Origin of the sequence: Flagellimonas sp. S3867 (assembly GCF_014698935.1) — a bacterium.
Taxonomy (GTDB): Bacteria; Bacteroidota; Bacteroidia; order Flavobacteriales; family Flavobacteriaceae; genus Flagellimonas.
Genome location: NZ_JACVMN010000019.1, coordinates 1 through 381 on the forward strand (window position 1 = coordinate 1; position 381 = coordinate 381).

General features: G+C 64.3%; 1 pseudogene. It reads left to right on the top strand.

The annotated features are described in order from the left end of the window. Positions 1-381, top strand: a pseudogene (locus IAG46_RS17585) (collagen-like protein); the annotation flags it as partial.

The following is a 381-nucleotide window of genomic DNA, read 5'->3' on the forward strand; positions in this document are numbered from 1 at the left end:
CTGATGGAACAAACGGAACAGATGGCGCTGACGGGGCTGATGGCGCAGTCGGACCAATAGGACCTCAGGGACCAATAGGATTGACAGGGCCCGCAGGTGCAGATGGTGCAACCGGACCTCAGGGACCGGCGGGTGCGGACGGAACAAACGGAACAGATGGCGCTGACGGGGCAATAGGACCGGCGGGGCCACAAGGAATACAGGGACCTGCCGGTGCAGATGGCGCTGACGGGGCAACCGGGCCTCAAGGGCCAATAGGATTGACAGGGCCCGCAGGTGCAGATGGCGCTGACGGAGCAGTCGGACCACAGGGACCAGCGGGTGCTGATGGCGCTGACGGAGCAATAGGACCGGCGGGGCCACAAGGAATACAGGGACCTG